This window comes from Lysinibacillus fusiformis, assembly GCF_016925635.1.
GTDB lineage: Bacteria > Bacillota > Bacilli > Bacillales_A > Planococcaceae > Lysinibacillus > Lysinibacillus fusiformis_F.
The window spans coordinates 4,663,215-4,681,456 of the sequence record NZ_CP070490.1; the positions used below are offsets into that span (position 1 = coordinate 4,663,215).

At 38.5% G+C, this 18,242-nt stretch carries 19 protein-coding genes; 7 read left to right on the forward strand and 12 right to left on the reverse strand.

The window, feature by feature from the left end; genetic code table 11:
• Positions 1-94: 94 nt before the first annotated feature.
• Positions 95-205 (reverse strand): hypothetical protein, encoded by a 111-nt coding sequence (locus tag JTI58_RS23080; RefSeq protein ID WP_016995537.1) that lies wholly within the window; start codon positions 203-205, stop codon positions 95-97.
• 348 nt (positions 206-553) lie between these two features.
• Positions 554-1,492, reverse strand: a complete 939-nt coding sequence (locus JTI58_RS23085; protein WP_205443995.1) for an LCP family glycopolymer transferase — start codon at positions 1,490-1,492, stop codon at positions 554-556.
• 296 nt (positions 1,493-1,788) lie between these two features.
• On the opposite strand from JTI58_RS23085, the gene JTI58_RS23090 reads away from it, so the two are divergent.
• Positions 1,789-2,877, forward strand: coding sequence for a M24 family metallopeptidase (locus JTI58_RS23090; protein ID WP_205443996.1), 1,089 nt, complete (start codon positions 1,789-1,791; stop codon positions 2,875-2,877).
• Between the two features lie 14 nt (positions 2,878-2,891).
• The gene (locus tag JTI58_RS23095) at positions 2,892-4,091 is read left to right on the forward strand and encodes an aminotransferase class V-fold PLP-dependent enzyme (RefSeq protein WP_205443997.1); all 1,200 of its coding nucleotides are present in this window, start codon (positions 2,892-2,894) and stop codon (positions 4,089-4,091) included.
• A gap of 27 nt (positions 4,092-4,118) precedes the next feature.
• Here the strand turns inward: JTI58_RS23095 and JTI58_RS23100 are convergent, their stop codons facing one another.
• From JTI58_RS23100 to JTI58_RS23120, 5 genes are all read right to left on the reverse strand, one after another.
• Positions 4,119-4,892, reverse strand: a complete 774-nt coding sequence (locus JTI58_RS23100) for an IclR family transcriptional regulator (RefSeq protein WP_004230566.1) — start codon at positions 4,890-4,892, stop codon at positions 4,119-4,121.
• 300 nt (positions 4,893-5,192) lie between these two features.
• Positions 5,193-5,627, reverse strand: a complete 435-nt coding sequence (locus tag JTI58_RS23105) for a MarR family winged helix-turn-helix transcriptional regulator (protein ID WP_243456226.1) — start codon at positions 5,625-5,627, stop codon at positions 5,193-5,195.
• Between the two features lie 25 nt (positions 5,628-5,652).
• Positions 5,653-6,408, reverse strand: a complete 756-nt coding sequence (locus JTI58_RS23110; RefSeq protein WP_205443998.1) for an SDR family NAD(P)-dependent oxidoreductase — start codon at positions 6,406-6,408, stop codon at positions 5,653-5,655.
• 167 nt (positions 6,409-6,575) lie between these two features.
• Positions 6,576-7,580, reverse strand: coding sequence for an anti sigma factor C-terminal domain-containing protein (locus JTI58_RS23115; RefSeq protein ID WP_243456228.1), 1,005 nt, complete (start codon positions 7,578-7,580; stop codon positions 6,576-6,578).
• A complete protein-coding gene (locus JTI58_RS23120; protein ID WP_205443999.1) occupies positions 7,570-8,073 on the reverse strand; it encodes an RNA polymerase sigma factor in 504 nt (167 codons plus the stop codon). Before JTI58_RS23120 ends, JTI58_RS23115 begins: the two co-directional genes overlap by 11 nt.
• Positions 8,074-8,265: 192 nt before the next feature.
• Here JTI58_RS23120 and JTI58_RS23125 point away from each other — a divergent pair, with 192 nt between their 5' ends.
• Positions 8,266-8,637 carry a hypothetical protein gene (locus JTI58_RS23125; protein WP_243456230.1) on the forward strand — a complete coding sequence of 124 codons (372 nt, stop codon included), beginning with the start codon at positions 8,266-8,268 and terminating at the stop codon, positions 8,635-8,637.
• Between the two features lie 648 nt (positions 8,638-9,285).
• Here the strand turns inward: JTI58_RS23125 and JTI58_RS23130 are convergent.
• Complete coding sequence (locus JTI58_RS23130; RefSeq protein ID WP_205444000.1) at positions 9,286-11,019, reverse strand: ABC transporter ATP-binding protein; 1,734 nt, start codon at positions 11,017-11,019, stop codon at positions 9,286-9,288.
• Entirely contained in the window at positions 11,016-12,758 is a 1,743-nt protein-coding gene (locus JTI58_RS23135) for an ABC transporter ATP-binding protein (protein WP_205444002.1), read from the reverse strand. Before JTI58_RS23135 ends, JTI58_RS23130 begins: the two co-directional genes overlap by 4 nt.
• A gap of 912 nt (positions 12,759-13,670) precedes the next feature.
• Between JTI58_RS23135 and crcB (JTI58_RS23140) the strand changes: the two genes are divergently transcribed.
• Genes crcB (JTI58_RS23140) through JTI58_RS23150 form a run of 3 tightly spaced genes read left to right on the forward strand, consistent with a single transcriptional unit; the run spans position 13,671 to position 14,724 of the window.
• Positions 13,671-14,036 (forward strand): fluoride efflux transporter CrcB, encoded by a 366-nt coding sequence (gene crcB / locus JTI58_RS23140; RefSeq protein WP_048392465.1) that lies wholly within the window; start codon positions 13,671-13,673, stop codon positions 14,034-14,036.
• The gene (gene crcB, locus JTI58_RS23145) at positions 14,033-14,362 is read left to right on the forward strand and encodes a fluoride efflux transporter CrcB (protein ID WP_054550415.1); all 330 of its coding nucleotides are present in this window, start codon (positions 14,033-14,035) and stop codon (positions 14,360-14,362) included. Before crcB (JTI58_RS23140) ends, crcB (JTI58_RS23145) begins: the two co-directional genes overlap by 4 nt.
• A 14-nt stretch (positions 14,363-14,376) precedes the next feature.
• A complete protein-coding gene (locus tag JTI58_RS23150) occupies positions 14,377-14,724 on the forward strand; it encodes a hypothetical protein (protein ID WP_205444003.1) in 348 nt (115 codons plus the stop codon).
• A 30-nt stretch (positions 14,725-14,754) separates the two neighbouring features.
• Here the strand turns inward: JTI58_RS23150 and JTI58_RS23155 are convergent, their stop codons facing one another.
• The 3 genes from JTI58_RS23155 to JTI58_RS23165 form a co-directional block, all read right to left on the reverse strand.
• Positions 14,755-15,450 (reverse strand): SIR2 family NAD-dependent protein deacylase, encoded by a 696-nt coding sequence (locus JTI58_RS23155; RefSeq protein ID WP_205444005.1) that lies wholly within the window; start codon positions 15,448-15,450, stop codon positions 14,755-14,757.
• A gap of 54 nt (positions 15,451-15,504) precedes the next feature.
• On the reverse strand, positions 15,505-16,131 hold the full coding sequence (locus JTI58_RS23160) for a trimeric intracellular cation channel family protein (protein WP_243456439.1): 627 nt from the start codon (positions 16,129-16,131) through the stop codon (positions 15,505-15,507).
• A 232-nt stretch (positions 16,132-16,363) separates the two neighbouring features.
• The gene (locus tag JTI58_RS23165) at positions 16,364-17,290 is read right to left on the reverse strand and encodes a substrate-binding domain-containing protein (RefSeq protein WP_205444008.1); all 927 of its coding nucleotides are present in this window, start codon (positions 17,288-17,290) and stop codon (positions 16,364-16,366) included.
• Between the two features lie 163 nt (positions 17,291-17,453).
• Here JTI58_RS23165 and modA point away from each other — a divergent pair, with 163 nt between their 5' ends.
• The gene (gene modA / locus JTI58_RS23170; protein ID WP_205444010.1) at positions 17,454-18,239 is read left to right on the forward strand and encodes a molybdate ABC transporter substrate-binding protein; all 786 of its coding nucleotides are present in this window, start codon (positions 17,454-17,456) and stop codon (positions 18,237-18,239) included.
• Positions 18,240-18,242: the final 3 nt, after the last annotated feature.

An 18,242-nucleotide genomic window follows, 5' to 3' on the forward strand; every position in this document is an offset into this window, starting at 1 on the left:
CGAATGAATCACACAAATTGTTTCCTATTCATAGAAAAATAGACAAGGCTACAAAGTAACATTGTCTAGAAATTGCTATTTTGATGTTTCACCGTTATGAATGGTTAGTTTGTGTAGCAGAGTGATGCTGCTCGTTTAATAAATCTACTGCTAATACGATACCAACTGGTAATGCAAATGCTAATAAAATTGTGCCTATAATCATCACAATCACTCCTTTAACCATTTCTAATGTCAGTATACACTTAATTTTCAGATATTTCAAGAAATATCGAAAAATGATGGATAACAGCAAAAAAATCATTCAACTAGGCATGCACCCTACCTGAATGATTTTTTATCCCTTACATAAACAATTTTAAACACAATACTTGTAGGCCTCTTACCGCTGATTGGACTGGATTTTTTCGCACTTTACGTTTAGGTACATAGCTTTGCATGCAATGATTCAGCGCTGTATACCTCAGCACCTGGGTCCTCCCATTCATTCATCTCCCTCCCTTCGTGGCCAAAAAGTTTACAACTCGTATGCGACATATTGTAAGCAACTTGCTTACTTGCTTTGTAAATGGTTTTTTAAATCTGTTTGTATTTTTTGAAGCTCTGCCTCATTCGGAATGTAGTACCAAATGCGGTTAATCCTTTCTCCATCTCCCTCTTCAAACGATAACTGCTCAATATCCTTATCCATTTTTTTATAAATACTTTGTAGCTGAATAAGGTCCTTCACAGAGAAATTCATGCGAACATTGTCGCCTAGTACATTCAGCATATCGGTTGCCTTTAATAATGTTGATGGTGTGGAGGCTTTTTTCATCACCGCTTCAATGATTTGGCGTTGTCGAATTTGGCGTCCAAAATCACCTCGTGGATCTTCATAACGAATACGAGAAAAAATAAGGGCCTCATTACCATCTAATGTGATTTCTCCCTTTGGATAATGGTATTCGTCATAGGTTAAATCCATATCATTATCGATTGTTACGCCACCCAGCGTGTCAATAATTTGTAAAAAGCCCTCCATATTAATAAACACATAATAATCAATGGGTATATTTAAAAAATTTTCGACCGTATCCACAGCCATTGGGACGCCCCCAAAGGCATAGGCATGATTAATCTTATCTACTGTGTCATGACCAACAATTTCTGTTCGTGTATCACGGGGTATACTAAGCATTTTCATTGTCTGTTTTTCAGGATTCACAGTGATTACAATCATGGTATCGGAACGACCACTATCATCTTTTCGTTCATCGACCCCAAGCATCAGAACCGAAAATGGATCTTTTTTAATCACTGTTTTTTCTTCTGGTTGTGCTGCATCTGTTGTTTGAATAAGTGGTGTATTTATTTTATTCATAGTTTTTTGGATGGTAAAGTAGGCAGTACCTATAAAAATCAAAAAAATTGCTAATAGGCTACCAACAATCCACAGCCATAATTTTTTCTTGCTCTTTTTCTCTTTTGAGCGTTTCATATTTTTTTCCATACATAAGTCCTTTCTTGCTTAACAATTTTGCCCCTCTTTTTGACGTATTAAGTTGGAAAAAAGTTTATCTAGTCTACTTATATGCATAATGAACGAAAAAAAGACGTACACTAGTATTTACTAATTTTACAGCATACTATTCCCTCATTTGTCAATTATCTTCCTTTTACATTCATTCCCTTCTATCAAAATGGTGCTATCTTAATTTATTGAAAATTCATTATTGTTGATATATACTATTTTTAAGATACAACGTCTCTATAATAGAAACAATTTTATTTAGGAGGAATCACTCAATGTTTCAAAAAAGAAGAGAGCAGCTCGTTTCCCGTATGCAGCAACAGTCGATTGATGTAGCGGTACTAGTGCCAGGGTCAAACATGTATTATTTTACAGGCCTTCAGTTAAAGCAAAGTGAACGCTTAACAGTAGCCGCTATCACCGCTCATAATCAATTATATTTTCTCGTTCCACAAGTAGAATTAACAAAAGTAGACTTGAGTAATGGTGGGACAATCTTATCCTATTCAGATGAAGAAGGACCTACACAGGCCATCCAGCAACTAAAAAAAGAATTAGGAATAGCGCAGACACTTGGTATTGAATATGACGCCATGCGCGTGAAGGAACAGAAGGCTATCGAAAACCTTACATATGACAATTTATGTGATATCGGAGCATCCATTCGTGATATACGTATGGAAAAAGATGAACATGAAATAGCCCTTATGCGTCAGGCTGTACAGATTGTCGAAGAAAGTCTAGCAGCCACATTACCAATTATTCAAGCAGGTATTTCAGAAATGGAAGTCGCAGCCCAATTAGAATATGAAATGAGACGACGCGGATCAGAAGGAACACCTTTTGGGACTATTGTTGCTTCGGGTTATCGAGGTGCGCTTCCTCATGGTAGAGCAAGCACGAAAAAAATAGAGACAGGCGAATTAATCGTCATAGATTTTGGTGCTATTTATAAGGGCTATGTGGCGGATATGACCAGAACGGTTGCTTTAGGAGAAGTTTCTCCAACGTTAAAAACGATTTACAGCATTGTGAAGCAAGCAAATGAAACGGCCATAGCAGCCATAAAACCAGGTATGACAGCTCATGCCATCGATGATCTGGCAAGAGGCATTATTCGCGATGCTGGCTATGGCGATTATTTCACACATCGACTTGGCCATGGCATTGGTTTAAGCGCACATGAAGAGCCTTATATGATGCAACGTAATCAACTAATGTTAAAGCCAGGCATGGCCTTTACTGTGGAGCCAGGTATCTATGTGCAGGATGTTGCTGGTGTTCGTATCGAGGATAATTTAATTGTCACAGAAGATGGTTACGAAAATTTAATGACCTATTCGAAAGAATTAATCATTTTATAAGGTTGGTGTGTACAATGATAGACATGAGGAAAGTACAACAGGATATGCCGCTCCTTGAACACTATATTTATCTAAACACAGCTGCTGCATCTGCCATGCCACAGCCAGTAGTGGATGAAATGACGAGCTATCTCCAAAAACAAGCAAGTATTGGTCCCTACTTGCCCTCTTTTCGTCAAGAAACGTATGCTCAAGTAGAGCGTATTCGAGAAAAAGCCGCATTGTTTATCGGCGCAATAAAAGAGGAAATTGCCTTTGTGCCAAACGGTTCAGTGGCTATTAATTATGTCGCTGGGGGCATGCAATGGAAACAGGGAGATGAGGTCATAGTGCTCGACACAGAAATGTTGAGTAACTATGTGCCTTGGCTTGCCCTTCAGCAACAAGGGGTTCAGCTGAAAGTGTTAAAAACGAATGATGAATATATGGTAGATTTACAAGCGCTTGAGCTACTCATCACCCCTCAAACGAGATTGATTGCCTTTGCCCATATGTCCAATGCTGCTGGCGCACTCCAGCCCGCCAAAGAAATATGTCAGCTAGCCCAGCAACACCATGTACTAACCTTGATTAATGCCAATCAAACACTTGGTTTAACACCGATGAATGTTGCCGAACTTGGCTGTGACTTTCTAGTTGCATGTGGGCGGAAATGGCTACGCGGCCCTGAAGGATCAGGTATTTTATACGTACGAGAAGCGCTCATTCCAACATTGACACCCATTATGATTGGCTGGGGCAGCACCCAGTGGGATTATCAGAACAATGCCTATTCTTTTTTAGAAACAGCTAAACGTTTTGAGCCAGGTTGTCCGATCATTCCCAGTATTTTCGGATTAGGGGCAGCTATTGATTATGCGAACAATATTGGTATCCATCACATATATGAACGCGTACAACAGCTAACAAACTATTTAATTGAACAGCTTGCAACGATTCCAGGCATTGTCTTATATGGCCCGCAAAATAATGCTTATCGATTATCGATTACACCGTTTAATATTGAAGGGCTGTCACCAGATGATCTAACCAATGCTTTAGCAGAACGTGGGGTCATCATTGAAGCGGGCACATTTATGGCGAATACCATTATGGAACGCAATCAAATTACTAAAATGGCCCGTTTTTCGCCACACTATTTTAATACGTTTGAAGAAATCGACAAGGCCGTATCCATTATGAAAAAAATCCAAGCAAAGGCTCAAGATAGTTAATGTCTATCTTGAGCCTCTTTTTCATGCTTATTCATGATATAATTTAAAGCTGTATTGATCGAAATAACGTTGAATATTCATCGCTCCGTATTGAAGAACATTCACCATTTCAGGTAACTTCTCCTCTGTTGGCTTACGATAAATAGGGCCAGCAATTGTTAAAGAGGCAATCACTTCTTTTTTACTATTAAAAAGAGGTACACCTAGCCCAAATACCGAGTGAGAATATTCTCCCGTCGAAAAGCACCAGCCTTGCTGTTGTATTTTTTCTAAATCAGCTAGCATTTCATCAGGGTCAGTAATCGTTTCAGGAGTTAATCTTTTCATCCCATGCTCCATGATCTCCTTTTTTCTCTCTTCAGGTAGATAAGCCATGATGACTTTACAAGATGCCCCAATATGTAGCGGTGTCCGCGTGCCAATCGACACCGAAAACTTAATGGTTTGAGAGCTCTCAGCTATTTCCACTGTGACACCATCCGTTCCATCTAGCCATGTTAAAAACACGGATTCTTTGATGGTATCTGCAAGGTTTATCATAATTGGTAAAACAAAGTCAGAAAGATTTAATTTATCTTTAACCATCTGACCATATTCTAGAAAGCGTAGCCCCAATTCATATTTTTTTGTCTCAGGATTTTGAATAAGAAAGCCTTGTTTTTCGAAGGTCGCTAAAATTCGATAAATAATCGAGTGACTAATATCCATCTCTTTCGCTAGCTCACGTACACCCCATGTAGGATTTTCCTTATTAAAATATTTCAGAACCTCCAAGGAGTTATCTAATGTTTTTAATGTCATTTTACACCTCAAATGTCTCTATAATAGAACCGTATTTTGATTATAAAATGAAGCCGGACAATTTTCAATAAATTCAACTATTTTACAATTAGATTTTAAATGAATTATTGTATTCAAGCAGTTAATAGGGTCATCCAAATTGCATAGAGCATGGCTATCCAGCAAAAATAGAAGGCTATCCACCAGAATCCTCATTCTATCCGTCACATATTGAGTTTTATCCGCCAGTTTGCGTATTCTATCCAATAAAAAATCAACCCACCTCTTAAAAGGAGCGTTGATTTTTTACATTACTATTAGCTACTCATTTTTCTGCTGGATACCCTGTACTAATTTTTCTTGAATCCGTAAGTATTGGGCAATTTCCTCATCATCTAATACGTCAAAAAGCTGTACAAAGACCTCTTTCCCGATGGATTGAGCCTTTGCTAAAGCACTTTGACCCTCAACTGTAATTTGTAAGCGAATCGTGCGACGGTCGGATGGATCATACAGTCTTTCTGCTAATCCAAGCTTGACCAACTTTTCAGCAATGCTCGTCATAGCACCTTTTGTATAGCCGATCGTTTCGGCTAATTCTGCTTGTTTTTGCGGGCCTTTGCCATGTAGCTCGTTTAAAACTAAAATAGGTGAAATTCCTAAAGGATATGGAAACGCTTTTGTAAAACGTATAATATTGGCATTATTCACCTGCTCAATCATATGAATCAGTTTAAAAATATTTGTCTGTTTCAAAAAAATCCTCCTCAAACGCCGAGCATTAATGAAGCATTAGTGAACCCCCATCCACCATAATCGTTTGACCCGTGATGTATTGGGAATCGTCAGAAGCTAAGAAAACAGCTACACGGCCGATATCTTGCTCAGTATCACCAAAACGACCTAGTGGGATTTTACTTCTAACCGCTTCATAATATTCTGGCTGTGCTTTTGCCCATGCCTGTACACCTGGTGAGTCAGCAAGCGGACTAATGATATTGACATTAATACCAAAACGTCCCCATTCATTTGCGGCAACACGTGAAATGCCGCGAATGGCTTCCTTAGCAGCGGCATAAGCTGCCTGTGTTTCATGACCTTGAATGCCTGCTCCAGATGCAAAGTTAATAATATTACCCTTTGTTTCTTTTAAATGTGGTAGTGCTGCTTGCATTAAATAGAAGGTTGGATAAAAACCTGTCCCAAATGACAAGTCAAGATCTGCTTGTGTAGTTTCTTCTATTGTAACTTGTTTAGCAGCATGAGCGTTATTAACTAGCACATCTAGTTTACCGTATTTTTCTACGACTGTATCAATAATTTTTGGTAATTCATCGCGTTCCATTAGATTCGCCTGTAAAAACATAGACTGTGGAGACATTTCTTGTAATTCTTTTGCCATTGCCTCGCCTGCTTCTGCATTTAAATCCACAATTGTGACAATCGCCCCTTCCTTTACCATAGATTTTGCCATTCCACTACCAATACCACCTGCACCACCAGTAATGATGACTACTTTGTTTTGTAGTTTACCCATTGCAACAACATCTCCTTCTTGTTTGTCTGTAAATAGTTTAACATTAAACTATTTAATTTTAAACTAAATTACTTCAGATAAAAAAGCCTATTCTGGTTAATCCAAAATAAGCTTTTCTAAAATTGACCTTTCCTGCAGGATCGTGCTGATTACTTTTTTCAAGCCCTCTATTTCTGATTTGATATTACACCAAATATAGACCCTTTAATGTATGGTTGTCCTTGTAATGACTGCAATTGTTCTGGTGTACCAGTTACTACCGCTCCAGTTATTTTCACATCACTTTTCTCCAGGGTCCCATTTTCCCCTATTAAAGCTTGATAAACCTGGTTTGTTTCCCACTCAAAGTTCTTGCCTTTACGAAGAAGCTCAATGTTTCGAATAAAGGTGTCAACCTCGTCGCTTGAAGAACGTCGGGGTTTTGGTTTGGATTGCTCTGATTGGAAGCCGTAAATGTACGGATGATTAGCTGCAATCGTATGCTGTCCTTGCTTAATAAAATCTAGCGTATCATCTGTATAAGCATCCACCCACCACCAATCTACTTGCACTTCAGGCGGTAGCTTGCTTTTAATGTCGTCAAAACGATAGGCATTATCAAAAGAAATAGCTAATTCTACTAAAGTATTTTTCTCCAATTGATTCAGTTCACTAATATTATCTTTATAATGATCGTATGCAATTTTAGGGTGATAAAAAAACATTTCTCGATCACCCGTGTAGTCATTAAACCGTTCGAATTGATGTGTTTCTGCCAGTGATTCTGAACCTTCTATTTGGATGGAGCTAGAAAAGGAAGTGAATGTAAGCGTTCCAAACAGATTATAATCACTTTCGATAGGCTTCCAAATATAGGGTCGATGCTGATCTCCAAGCACCTTATAGGTTGTTGTTGTTATTTTTCCTCCAAGCAAATGATCGTCATAAACCTGATTACTAATTTGAACATTGGGCGCACTTATTTCGTTAAATAAATGAATATCATCCATTACTTTTTGAGCACTATTTAACGATAAAGTCCTCAGCCCATACCATAAGGCTATTAGCACAATGGGTGTAACGATCAATGTAATCCCAATCATTTTGACTGTTGACCAAAACCTTGCCCTTCTCATTATTTTTTTCGTTTGTTTATCATCAAACAAAAATTCATTTTCTTCTTTATTCATCATGAATATCCTCCTTAAATCGTTCAGTAAATTCTTCTCTAGCACGTCTGACATGCGTTTTTAGTGTGTTTTCATTCTTATTCATTAAGGCTGAAATTTCCTTATACGATAACCCCAGCTCATATTTCAGGATTAATAATTCCTGATGCAAAATGGATAGCGTTTCGAGTGTATTCTGTATGTCCTTTAATTTTTCTTTTTTTAGCATCTGGATCTCAGGAATATGAATGAATGAAGTCAATTGAACTTCCTCTAATTCTGTTGTTGGATGACGTGTTTCTTTTCTCTTGAGATCATAAAATTGATTGGTTGCTACACGATATAACCAGCTCATTACTTTGTCTGAGTGAATTCCATTTTTATGTAATAAAAATTTATAACATGTATCTTGGACGATATCTTCTGCATCCTCATGGGCTAACCCACGTTTTCTCAAATAACGATATAGCAGCGTTCCTGCTTGCTGTAGAAACGCATTCATTGATTGCTTTACCATGTCCACCTCCCTTCTGCCTATACAACGCAGAACGCCATGAAAAGTTTACATATTACAAAAAGTTCCCATTAAATATTTTAGTTTACCGAAAACAAACTACATTTATTTTCAAATACATACAAGCATCTTTTTTATTTGACAAGAATATACTGTAGCAGCTAGCTAAAATCACTTTCAAGAAAGGAGTTGTGGATGATGGGTGCTAAATGGATAAAGGTTTCAGTCTTTTATTTATTGATTGTTTTTGCTTTTGGCCTGTTTATGCATTATACGGTTCAACTTCAATGGAAGGCGACACATGCTCATATTGGTGTGGTAGGTTGGCTGACTACTGGATTCATTGGTTTAATTTATTCGACTTATAAAGATGCTGCGGAGACAGGTCTTGCCAAAGCACAGTTCTGGCTTTACAATCTCGGTTTACCATTCCTTTTTGTTGGCATGATGATGGTGTATTGGGATGTACCACGCTGGTTATTTGAGCTTTTCGTATCAGGTGGTGGCATTGCTGTAGCACTGTCCGTTCTGTTATTCTTTGTCAATGTCTTTAAATATGTAAGATAAATAGGAAAGCCCCGCTTCAGTTGAAGTGGGGCTTTCCTATTGTTGAAAAACAAAACCATCAATAGAATTTTTGTGAAAGGTGAAAATGGTTTCCGTTGCAGGCTACTTGCTTTCCTGTGGGCGAGCGCCGAATCGCTTCCTCCGCTACCGCTCCGTTTAGAGTTTTGCCTGTCTCGCTATCCCACGGGAGTCAAGTAGCCCTCCACTCCAACCTACAAAATGTTAACTTTTTAGCAAAGATTTTCAACTAAAGTGAAGGTCTTCACTACCCATTTTATGGAGGGCTTTTGACACTCATCACTTCTTCGCAATGAAAATAAGAGTCTATCCTTTCTCTAATCATACAAATAATGGGCTAATTTGATTACTACGGCTAGCTAGTATGAAAGATAAGGAAAAGCCACTTTTGCAGAATGGTTGATTGGAGTGGAGCTAGCGTCACTCCTAGGGGATTTAGCGTCACAGAGGAGACCCTGGAGCGAACGGAAGTGAGTGAAGCGGCTCATCGGACGCCCCCTGGAAAGGACGCTGGCGGAACGGAAATCAACCCCTCGCCTTGCCAAAAGGTCTTTTTCTGCTAGTGACATGATCTTTTTTCAACAACATGAAAGCCCCGCTTCACAGTTGAAGTGGGGCTTTTCGTAGCTATTATTGTAAGGAATTCGCTTGCATTTGATACATCTTGTCATAGATTCCGCCAAGTGCTAGCAGTTCATCATGCGTGCCGTTTTCTACAATTTTCCCTCGATCAAGCACGAGGATACGATCTGCATTTTTAATCGTAGAAAGTCGGTGGGCAATAATAAACGTTGTTCGCCCTTTTTTAAGGACATCCATCGCATGCTGAATAATTTCTTCCGTTTCCGTATCAATATTCGATGTCGCTTCATCTAATATTAAAATCGCTGGATCGAAAGCAAGTGCACGTGCAAACGAAATCAACTGACGTTGTCCTGATGATAATGTACTGCCCTTCTCAATGACTGGCTCCTCATAGCCATTCGGTAAGTTCGCTAAAACACGTTCTCCCCCGACAGCATTTAAAGAAGCTTCTATTTTCTCTTGGGAGATGCGAGGGTTGTTTAAGCCAACATTGGACGCTATCGTACCCGTAAATAAATAGGGGTCCTGTAGCACAATCCCCATATGTTCACGCATCGTTTGACGAGGAACAGAGGTGATATCAATGCCATCAATGGTAATTTTACCTTTTGACGGGTCGTAGAAGCGGAATAACAAGTTCATAATGGAACTTTTCCCTGAGCCTGTATGACCAACTAAGGCAATTGTTTCACCTTGATGTGCTTCAAATGATAGGTTTTTCAGCACGTATTCATTGTCTTTATAAGCAAAGGAAACATCTTCAAAGACCACATTTCCTTTATATCGTGGAATGCTCTTTTCAGAAACAGGCTCTCCATCTGTATCTAGCACCTCAAAGACACGTTTCCCTGCAACGAGAGAACGCTCAAGCTGAGAAAATTGGTTGACGATATTCGTAATTGGGTTAAACAGCTTTGTTAAATAATCGACAAACGCATACAATGTCCCCGCTGAAATCACTTCAGTAGCTGTAAATGACTGTGTACCAAAATAGAAAATAAACACGGTAAACATAATGAGCCTTAACGTATTCACAAGGTTAAAGGAAGTCGCTGAATCAAGCACTAATAGCTTACGTCCATAAGCATAATGCTCATTATTCATATCATCAAATTCCTTCGTCATTTGTTGCTCGCGACGGAATGCCTGAATAATCGTCATGCCCTGAATGGATTCATTAATCATGGCATTAATATCTGCGATTTTTGTACGAATGACATCGTTATATTTGGAGGCGATTTTTCGATACAAAATCATCCACACATAAACAATGGGAATCATTATTAAAGCAAGCATTGCCATTTTCCAATTTAAAATAAAGAGTGCGATATACACCCCAAAAATAGAAATGAAGCTCGTCACAAAATTGGATAATACCTGTACATATAAATTACGAACTGCTTCTGTATCGTTCGTTACACGAGCAACAATTTTACCTGCTGGTAAATTGTCGAAATACTGGATCGGTAAAGTTTGAATATGTTCAAAGACATCCTGACGTAATTTTTGGATTACACGGTTTGCACCGATTTGCAAATAAATATACATAAAATAGCGTAATATAGCCGTTGCAATGGCTAATAATAAATAAACAATGAGCAACCATGTAATCGGTTTGATTTCAATATGACCGATCGTCATGTAATGATCAATAATATGTTTCGCAATAAATGGCCCAACAAGCTCCGTAAATACGGCAATTGTCAGGAAGAATAAGCCTAATAATATCGGCTTTTTAAAATACATCGCATAGCGTATTAAACGTTGACTCGTACTCATGAGGCACCTCCTTCTAGCTGCTGACGGTCAAATTGCTCTTTATACCATCCTTGTTGCGCAAGAAGTTCCTCATGTGTTCCCTGCTCTACAATTTGCCCATCATCCAATACGATGATGACATCCGCATGCTGAATACCAGACAAGCGATGCGTTGTGATAATGGTTGTTTTACCTTGACGTTCACGCTGAATATTTTCAATAATTCGTGCCTCCGTCTTCGCGTCGACAGCTGAAAGGGAATCATCCAGCATTAAAATTTCAGGATCTTTAATTAATGCACGGGCAATGGATACACGTTGTTTTTGACCGCCTGAAAGAGAGACACCCTTTTCTCCAACAAGTGTTTCAAGGCCCATTGGTAGATTGCCTAAATCCTTTTCAAAATACGCGGCATGAATCGCCTGCTGTAATTCTGCTTGTGTTGCATCTTCTTTCCCAAATAAAATATTTTCACGAATAGTCCGTGAGAATAGCACATGATCTTGCGGCACATAACCAATCCAGTCGAGAATCTGCTCCTTCGTTTGAGCGGTAATATCGATACCGTCAATGGAAAGCTGTCCCTGTCCGATTGGGTATTCTCGCAATAATTGGCGTAGGAAGGTTGTTTTACCTGCCCCTGTTTTACCAACAATGCCGAGCGTTTGACCTTTTTTCAAGGACAGTGAAATTTGCTGTAGATTTTTCACCTGACTCATTGGATATTGGAATGTTAAAGCATCAAAGCCAATCGCATTCGGTGTCGCAATCATTTGCGGATTCGGAATATTTCGAACATCTGCCTCGTAGTTCAATGTTTCCTGTACGCGATCTAGTGAGGCATTCCCCTGCTGCATAACATTGATGAGCTCGCCAATTGCAAATATTGGCCAAACAGCTAAACCTAAATAAACATTAAACGTGACCAATTGTCCAACTGTCATCGCTTCCGTTGCCACTAAATGAGCCCCGTAGCCAAGTGCTACCACATAGCTAATACCTGTTCCGACTTTTGTAATTGGACCAAATAAAGCATTGATTTTAGCTGTGTGAATATTTTTCGCATACACGACTTCACTCATATCCGCAAAATTAGCCTCATCCTTTTTTTCCTGCACATAGGCGCGCACCACTCGCACACCTGCCACAGATTCAAGTACACTATCGTTTAGCTCCCCAAAAGCATCTTGTGCCTTCATATAACGCTCATGAACAATTTTCCCTAAATATTGAATGAGGATTGCCATGATAGGGACTGGTAACATCGCAAAAAATGTGAGCTTCCACGAAATCATATAGCCCATCGCAAAAATAATAAAGCCCATATAAACCGTTGAATCAATCAATGTCATAATGCCAAAACCAGCTGTCATGGAAACGGCATTTAAATCATTTGTTGCACGTGCCATGAGATCGCCTGTACGGTTTTTCTCATAAAACGTTGGGGTCATGCGTAAAAAATGCTGCATCAAGTTTCGACGTAAAATTTTCTCAAGGTTGATAGCCCCTTCAAATAGTCGGAATTGCCACACAAAATTTAATAAATAGCCCCCAATAATAATCCCAATAAAAATCAATACATACTTAGTTAAAATAGCTGGTGTCATCGCTCCTGTAGTCAATAGATCAATAATTGAGCCGAGTAAATATGGAGGCACAACCTCTAATCCACTAGCAACCATCAGTAAAACAATGGCAACCGTATATTGCTTCCAGTATTGTTTAAAGAACCAGCCTAATTTACTTAACACATCAAACATACATCATAACCTTCTTTCCTCCGTGCTGTTGTGGGTGGCTACCCACTTTCTAGAAATTCCTTTTTGAAAATCATTCGTCGTACTGTGTTTCGCATATACATACACTCCTTTTTTGTTTCACTACAACCTTTTTTGCACAAAAAAAGACACATACCCTAAAAGAGTAAGTGTCTCTTATAAAAGGCAGGATAATTCCATACCTTTTTCTGCAATTTTAAATAAATGTTAGGCATGGACAATGTATGTAACTGTGATAGAATGTGATACTGATAAAATGAACATTGTCATGCCCTCCTTTAGTTTATTTGTTATAGTGTTCTTGAAGATTATCACACTATAGAAATATTTGTCAACTATCACCCTGTTATTTTTTATCATTTTCAAGAAATAGTTAGCGCTTTAAAGCATTGAAATGCTCTAAGGAATCAAAGGGAGAACATGCTTAAAATTACAGTATTATCTATAACCTTACAATAATTCTATGGCACAAACATTAACCTAAAGACTGAAATCCAAGGCTAGAGATTTTGATACCCAGTAGTAGACAATAGAATATTCTTTTTGCGTCTGTTGCACTCCTTCCATATGCTTATCTCATCATCTTTATTTAGTTAATTATTATTTAGTTATTTATTATTTAGTAGTGTCGGGATTTCCGTTTATGGATTAGCCGTCACCGGGTTTTCCGTCAACGGCTTCACATAAGAGGGACAAAGAATTGTCCTTGTAATAAAAAATATTTCAATTTCCACATATAATATTTCGAAATATTATTTCATGCGCATCTATAACTTTCTATACACTATATACATTTTAACAATCGATTTTGGGACATAACTTGAATTGAAATATTTCTAAAATTTTTGTCTCATGATACACTTTCATTATAGTCATTTTCAGTAAGGGGTTTTTATGTTGAGGTCATTTCTAGCCGTGGGAATTGGTGGAATTCTTGGTGCCATCTGTCGATATAGTCTGAGTCTCGCCGTTCCCAATACAGAAATATTTCCATTCACAACACTGTTTATTAATTTACTGGGCTGCTTTTGCTTAGCATGGCTTTTTACTTCATTTATAAAACGCACACCTATTGTACTAGGAGTAGGTACAGGGTTTTGTGGAGCTTTTACTACCTTTTCGACATTTTCCTTAGAGACACTATTACTCCTAGAAAATAGCGAGTGGCTACAGGCTGTACTCTATGTTACAGTGAGTGTTTTAGGTGGATTAGCTTGCACATGGCTGGGAATACGACTTGCTAGGGGGCGTATTGCATGATTTTAGTCGGAATTGGTGGATTTTTTGGCGCTCTTTCTAGATTTTATTTAGGAAAATTACTTGTACATCCCTATCCATGGGCGACTTTTATTATTAATTGTACAGGCTCCTTTGCGCTTGGTTTCTTATTTGCCCTACATCTTAGTGATTGGTTATGGCAATTAATGGGCATAGGTTTTTTAGGAGCCTACACAACTTTTTCTACTTTTGGATTTGAATGTCTACAGCTTATAGAACAACAAAAATGGAGACAAGCCATTAGCTATATTGCCAGTACCTTGCTAATTGGCGTACTTTGTGCAGCTATTGGTTATCTAGTCGTATAAAAGAGGGTGAACTAGTGACACAGCCGTCAAAAGAGTTATTGGAGGAATTAGAAGTTGAAATAGAGCAAACGCTCTATGCATTGATTGACCTAGAATTAGAGGAAAATTACGCTACCATGAATACACAATTTGCGCAATTACTTGCCAAGGTTCAGACAGCCCTGTTAATTAATTACAAGTTGGATGTTCTCGTTGAACCTCAAGCTTTTGCAACTGAAACTTGTATTCTTTTACAGAGCCTCATAGAAGCAAAGGCGAGACCAAATAAAAGGCATAAACTGTTAACACATCGCATGATTTTGAAAATTTGGTTACGAAAAAATCAACGATTCATGAGGGAATTTCTACCTCAAATGTTTTAGGCGCCACTTGAAATTGCAAGGGCGCCTTTTTTAAATTTGAAGTTTTTGCAACACTTCTTTTATTTTCCCCCTCACCGTCAGATCAAATGGGGTTGTCTGCTGTGAAATATCCATATTAATATAAACGGTTTTTCCTGTTGTCATCATAGGCAGTTGATTGACGGGATATACCTCAAGACTCGTTCCAAGGACAAGTTCAGCTGTTTTAATTTCCTCCATGGAACGGTGCCAGCTTGCTTGTGGTAGGCTTTCTCCAAATAGCACGACATTTGGACGAAGTTTCCCACCGCAATGGGTGCAACTAGGCTTGTTCAAGAAGCTTTCCATACCACCAGCCTGCTGGCAACGTTGACAACGAATAGACCGAATGGAACCATGTAATTCCTCGACGTATTGACTTCCCGCTAATTGGTGAAAGCCATCCACATTTTGAGTAGCGATTAGAGACACTAGACCTCTTTGTTCCCAATCAGCTAATATAAGATGCCCCTCATGGGGAGCCGCCTTTTCTAGGTTTTCGATACGTGTTTTATAAAATTCATGAAATAATGAGTAATGATCTGTTAATGCTTCCGTTGTCGCGACAGTTCTTGGATCCATTTGTTTCCACCAACCAGATGCTGAACGGAAATCAGGAACTCCACTTTCTGTTGACATGCCCGCTCCTGATAGAATCACTGTATTATTTGAGGATAGTAACCACTCACGTAAACGTTCTATTGCCATTTTCCCCCTCCTTTTTTCGTATTAAAACTACCTTCACCTATTTCGACAATCAACCTATTTTTCCTCTGCATTCTTATAGGAATGTTTAAAAGGAGGCTTCCATTTTAATTTATTATTCACAGATAACATGCGAATCACTACTATAAAAATAACAATGACTGACAATTCAAGCGGGCTGTCCCACCCTAACCATATCCAAAGGGCACATACAAATGTTAGGACAGCATGTATTTCTTCTCTTAATGCAAGTGGCGTTCTACCCGCTAACAAATCTCGAACCATGCCTCCACCAACACCTGTAAACATCGACGCTATAATAATGATGCCGAGGTCATGATGCAAGCTTTTTGCTAATAATCCCCCTTGAATAGCGAACGAAGCCAGTCCAATCGAATCAAAGAAGTAGCCCCAGCGGTTCCAGTGGTGAATCCAATTCCTTTTGACAAATAAAATAGCCGTCAGCGTGACTAAAACGACTAATAAGGATTGCCGCTCCCATATATCTGACACAGGGATATCCAGTACAACGTTGCGGATAATGGAACCACCATAGGAAGTTGTAAGACCAAGCACAAATATGCCAATAAAAGAATAGTTGGCCTGTAACGCAACAAATGCTCCACTAATGGCGTAGGCAATAATGCCAATGATATGTAGTACTGACCATGTCACATAATCCATCTCCTTTTTAATATACAAAAAAGCCCACCATAAAATAGTTGCGCTTTGATTACGCAAACTATTTTATGGTGGGCTAATATTCTAGCAGTAGTACCTACTAATTTATCCATCTCACCATGTATCATAAAAAATTATATAGAAGCTATGCAATAGTTAAATGACACAACGACCATAAAATTTCCTAGTTAAAATTGTAATTGATTTTTTTGTTAAACTCAATATGAATTTTTGATTATAGCGTTTCATACATGACTTGACCCATTTGAGAGACGTCATAATCTCCTAATGCAGCTACTTCCGATTGGAAATCAGGTGCATTCAAAATCTCTTTTACCGCATCAATTAGTGGTTGATTCTCAGGCGTTTTTAATAACACAATATCATAACGTTCGGTGACAACCGGTATAAAATCGACCTGGATAAGCTTGGCGATTTTTTCAATTCCTATCCCAACATCTGCACGTCCATTTGCGACAGCAGAGGCGACATCGAGGTGGCTCATTTCTTCCTGTGAATAGCCTGCAATCGTGGATGGTGCAATATCGTGAATGCGTAATTGCTCATCTAACAGAGTACGAGCCCCTGAACCTTTCTCACGATTGATAAGTGTGAATGTCTTAGTTTGAAAATCTTCAAATGTGCGAATTTCCAACGGATTCCCCTTTTGAACATAGAAACCTGCTTTACGTGATACGACATTGATAAGGACAAATGCATGGCTCACAAAGATCTTTTTTACATAAGGCGTATTATAATCGCTTGTATCCCCATCAAACATATGCAAGCTCGCAATATCACAGTCTCCATGATACAGTGCCATCACACCATTGAAACTACCTTCATGTGAACGTAATACTTTCGTAGATCGTCGTTTCTCAATATATTTTGCTAAAATATCTAACACTAAATCTTGCCCACTTATAATAATTTTCGCGTGATTTTTAGTTGGAGTAGCTACGGATGCCTGTGGCACAGCTGGCGCACTACCTGTTTTTCGTTTTTGTATATAGGTTTGCAAGTCAGCACGATCTACCCGCATTTGCCGCCCTACACGGAAAACCGGCAAGTCTCCCTTTTTCACTAAATCATAAATCGTTAATTTTGAAACCTTTAATAATTGTGCAACCTCTTCAATCGTATAGGATTGTTCTTGTGACATGTAAAAGTTCTCCTCCTATAAGCCTCTATTTACATGGTAACGTATTTAAAGCTTTATGAACATCTTGAAATTTTTCTACCAATACTATCTTTCTTTTTTACTTATAACTGATTATAATTAGTCATGTCTTGTTATAACTAGTTATAAAAGGAGTATATTCATAGTGAAAAAATTTTATCGTTTATTTGCGACACTGTTAGTATTAGTTGGTCTTTTAGCAGCCTGTGGTAACCAAGAAAAAGAGGTGGCAACAAACGAACCTGTTGAATTAACGATTTCTGCCGCAGCTAGTTTACAGGATGCCTTAGAAGAACTGAAAACAACTTATGAACAGCAACACGATACAATCAACATCCTCTATAACTTTGGTGGTTCAGGTGCATTACAGCAACAAATTTTACAGGGTGCTCCTGCCGATCTTTTCTTTTCAGCAGCAGAAGATAAATTCGATGCTCTTGTAGAGAAAGAAATGATCGATCAAAAGCAAGGAACAGATCTTTTAGCCAATGAATTGGTATTAATCGTTCCTAAAAACAATGAAAAGCAAATTCAATCCTTTGAAGATTTACAACAAGCAGGAAAAATTGCACTCGGTACACCCGAAACGGTTCCTGCTGGGCAGTATGGCGTGGATACATTAAAAAATATGCAACTTTGGGATTCACTTGAATCGAAAGTAGTGTATACAAAAGATGTACGTCAAGTACTTACTTACACAGAAACAGAAAATGTGGATGCTGGAATGGTTTACAAAACAGATGCCCTTGTCTCTGATAAAGTCAATGTCGTTGCAACTGCTGATGATGCTATGCACGCACCAATTATTTATCCTGTAGGTGTTCTAAAAGCTAGTAAGCATGCGCAAGAGGCGGAAGATTTTTATCAATTCTTACAAAGTGATGAAGCTATGGATGTCTTTGAAAAGTATGGGTTTAAAGGGGCTCAATAAAAG